The sequence below is a fragment of the Holdemanella sp. genome, assembly GCF_056804935.1.
Genome location: NZ_DBMEXE010000019.1, coordinates 1 through 3,249, shown reverse-complemented (window position 1 = coordinate 3,249; position 3,249 = coordinate 1). Strand labels below are relative to the sequence as shown.

The 3,249-nt window shown below is 35.4% G+C and carries 3 protein-coding genes and 1 pseudogene; 3 read left to right on the top strand and 1 reads right to left on the bottom strand.

What is annotated here, in order from left to right; genetic code table 11:
- Positions 1-131: M48 metallopeptidase family protein (locus tag ACZQCL_RS01880; RefSeq protein ID WP_482481731.1), on the top strand; the 131-nt coding region annotated here is incomplete at its 5' end.
- 28 nt (positions 132-159) lie between these two features.
- On the opposite strand, the gene purB is transcribed toward ACZQCL_RS01880, so the two are convergent.
- Positions 160-1,590, bottom strand: coding sequence for an adenylosuccinate lyase (gene purB, locus ACZQCL_RS01875; RefSeq protein ID WP_118115414.1), 1,431 nt, complete (start codon positions 1,588-1,590; stop codon positions 160-162).
- 112 nt (positions 1,591-1,702) lie between these two features.
- Between purB and ACZQCL_RS01870 the strand changes: the two genes are divergently transcribed.
- The gene (locus tag ACZQCL_RS01870; protein ID WP_412346077.1) at positions 1,703-3,019 is read left to right on the top strand and encodes a Mur ligase family protein; all 1,317 of its coding nucleotides are present in this window, start codon (positions 1,703-1,705) and stop codon (positions 3,017-3,019) included.
- Positions 3,016-3,249, top strand: a pseudogene (locus tag ACZQCL_RS01865) (glutamine amidotransferase); the annotation flags it as partial. The gene ACZQCL_RS01870 and the pseudogene ACZQCL_RS01865, both read left to right, overlap by 4 nt.

The window sequence follows — 3,249 nt, the reverse complement described above, 5'->3', positions numbered from 1 at the left end:
TTCATGAATTAGCGCATTTGTATCATTTGAACCATTCAAAAGAATTCTATGATTTACTGTGTACTTGGATGCCAAACTATAAAGAAATCATGAAGAAAAATAAAAAGAATCCAATTCCTAATTTGTATTAAAAAAGAGCTCAAGTTGAGCTCTCATTTTTTATACGTTAATTGCGGCATGCATTCCTAATGCATCTTTTTCTTTAGCTAGAATTGGATCAATGAAGTCTTTGAAGAATTCTTCTGTTTGTTGAACAGAACGTCCAACGAAGTTTTCTGGTTTCATGATGGAAAGAATTTGTTCTTTTGTCATGCCAAATTTTGGATCTTGTGCAATACGGTCAATTAAATCGTTTGGTTTACCTTCTTCTTTAACAACACGACCCGCTGCCATTGAGTGTTGACGAATCAATTCGTGTAATTCTTGGCGGTCTCCACCAGCTTTAACAGCGTCCATCATAATATTTTCTGTAGCCATGAATGGTAGTTCTTTTAATAAGTTAGCTTCTACAACTTTTGGATATACAACTAAACCATCGCTTACATTTAAGTAAAGATCTAATAATCCATCCGTTGCTAAGAAGGCTTCGGCAATCGAAATACGTTTGTTTGCGGAATCATCCAATGTTCTTTCAAACCATTGTGTACTTGCCGTAATTGCAGGGTTGATGGAATCGGCAATGATGTAGTTAGCTAGTGCTGCCATTCTTTCTGAACGCATTGGGTTACGTTTGTAGGCCATTGCGCTAGAACCGATTTGTGATTTTTCAAATGGTTCTTCGATTTCTTTCATATGTTGTAATAAACGAATATCATTACTGAATTTGTGTGCACTTTGTGCAATTTGAACTAAAACTTGTAATACTTGTGTATCATATTTACGAGTATATGTTTGTCCGCTGACTGCGAAATATTGGTCGTAACCTAATTTTTCACAAATCTTTTTATCTAAAGCTTTAACTTTGTCTGTATCTCCTTCAAACAATTCCATAAAGCTTGCCTGTGTACCTGTTGTACCTTTGCATCCTAATAATTTTTTATTGTCTAATAAATGCTGGATTTCAATGTAGTCCATATATAAGTCTTGTGCCCACAAGCTAGCTCTTTTACCTACAGTTGTTGGTTGGGCTGGTTGGAAGTGAGTAAACGCAAGACATGGCATGTCTTTGTATTTTAATGCGAATTCTTCTAATTTTTCTAATACATTGACGATTTTCTTTTGTACAAGCTCTAAAGCTTCGTGCATGATAATTAAATCTGTATTATCACCAACGTAGCAGCTAGTAGCTCCTAAGTGAATGATTCCCTTAGCTTTTGGACATTGTACTCCATACGCATATACGTGTGACATAACATCATGACGTACTTCTTTTTCTCTGGCTTTTGCGACATCGTAGTTGATATCTAAAGCGTGTGCTTTCAATTCTTCGATTTGTTCTTCGGTAATGTCTAATCCAAGTTCTTTTTCTGACTCCGCAAGAGCAATCCAAAGTCTTCTCCATGTCGTAAATTTTTTGTCGTTTGAAAATAATGCCTGCATTTCCTTAGATGCATATCTCTGTGAAAGAGGAGATTGGTAATATTCGTTCATTTGTTCCACCTATTCTAGTTAGTTTTTTCCTAACATCAATATTATATGTGTTTCAATTTTTAAATTCAACTTCAATTGTTGTATAATAAGATAGTATGGAAAAGGAGTAGTTATGAAAACTTTATCTATATTATCTACAAAGCTTAGTGCCTGGGGGCTACACCTAATTGGTAGGGGTGGATCGATGCCTGGGTCGATTGGCTGTAAAGTCGATGCGAATATATTATCGAAATTAAAATTTAATGGTCCTGTCATTTTGGTTACGGGTACAAATGGAAAAACGAGTACGGCCAATATGATTACAGATTTGTTTGAAAAGGCAGGATATAACGTGATTTCTAATCGTAAGGGAGATAACTTAAAGGCAGGTATTGTCACTACGTTGTTGACTCACGCAAAACTAAATGGTGAAATCAAAGCCAATGCGGTTGTGCTAGAATGTGATGAATTAAATGTGAGACATATTCTTCCATTTATTCCGGTTACAGATTTTGTGGTCAATAATTTCTTTCGTGATCAATTAGATCGTGCTCGTGAAATGGAACAGTTGATTGATTCAATTGAAAAGGTATTGCCTGCATATAGGGGTCGATTGATTTTAAATGCGAATGATCCCAATGTCGTACGACTCAATTTAGTAGCGAAAAACGCTTCATTCTCTTATTTTGGAATGGATGAGAACAAGTATTCGGTTAAAACGACAAAAGAGGCAAGTGAAGGAAAATTTTGTCCTAAGTGTGGGGCAAGACTTGAATACAGTTATTATCAATATTCACATATTGGTAAATTTCATTGTTCAAAGTGTGATTTTCAAACGCCGGAAATGGACATTTGTTTAAAAGATATTGATTTGGATAAAGAAACATTTTCGAGTGATGGAATACATTATAAATCTCCATATGAAGGAATGTATTCTATGTACAATTGTGCCGTTGTATTGAATGTCGCAAAAAATTATGGTATTTCACAAGATTATGTTAAGTCTGTATTTAGTCATGCGCCTCAGCCTGCGGGAAGAAATGAAACATTCACATCAAAGGAACAGACTTGTATTTTAAACTTGGTTAAAAATCCTACAGGAGCCAATGAAGTTATGAAGGTCATTGAAAAAGATGATTCGGATAAGACAATTGTGATCGTATTGAATGATCGTGAGCAGGATGGTACAGATGTGAGTTGGATCTACGATACTTTCTTTGAAAAGATTATGAAGGATAGCACAAAGGAAATTATTTGTACGGGTCTTCGTGCAAATGATATGGCTTTAAGAATCTATTATGGTGGCTATAAAGGTCCTTTAAGTGTTGTCGATACTTTGGACATTGCCGTAAAAGCCGCATTAGCTACAAAGCGTACGACATATGCGATTGCGACATATACAGCATTACTTCCTACGCGTAATGCGATCAAGAAGGAGATGGGTCTATGAAAGTAGTTTGGATGTATCATGATATCATGGATCTTTATGGGGATAAGGGAAATATGATGGTTCTAAAGAAGCGTTGTTTAGATCGTGGTATTCCTTTTGAACTGGATACTTGTGGTATTGGTGAAGAAAAAGATTTAAGCGAATATGATTTGATTTTCTTAGGTGGTGGTGCAGATAAGGAACAAATTAGTTTAATTCCAGATTTATTATCGCGTAAAGAAAATATAAAG

Excerpts from the sequence above, each read along its gene's own strand:
- purB (WP_118115414.1), bottom strand. The coding sequence starts at position 1,590 with ATGAACGAATATTACCAATCTCCTCTTTCACAGAGATATGCATCTAAG.
- ACZQCL_RS01870 (WP_412346077.1), top strand. The coding sequence starts at position 1,703 with ATGAAAACTTTATCTATATTATCTACAAAGCTTAGTGCCTGGGGGCTA.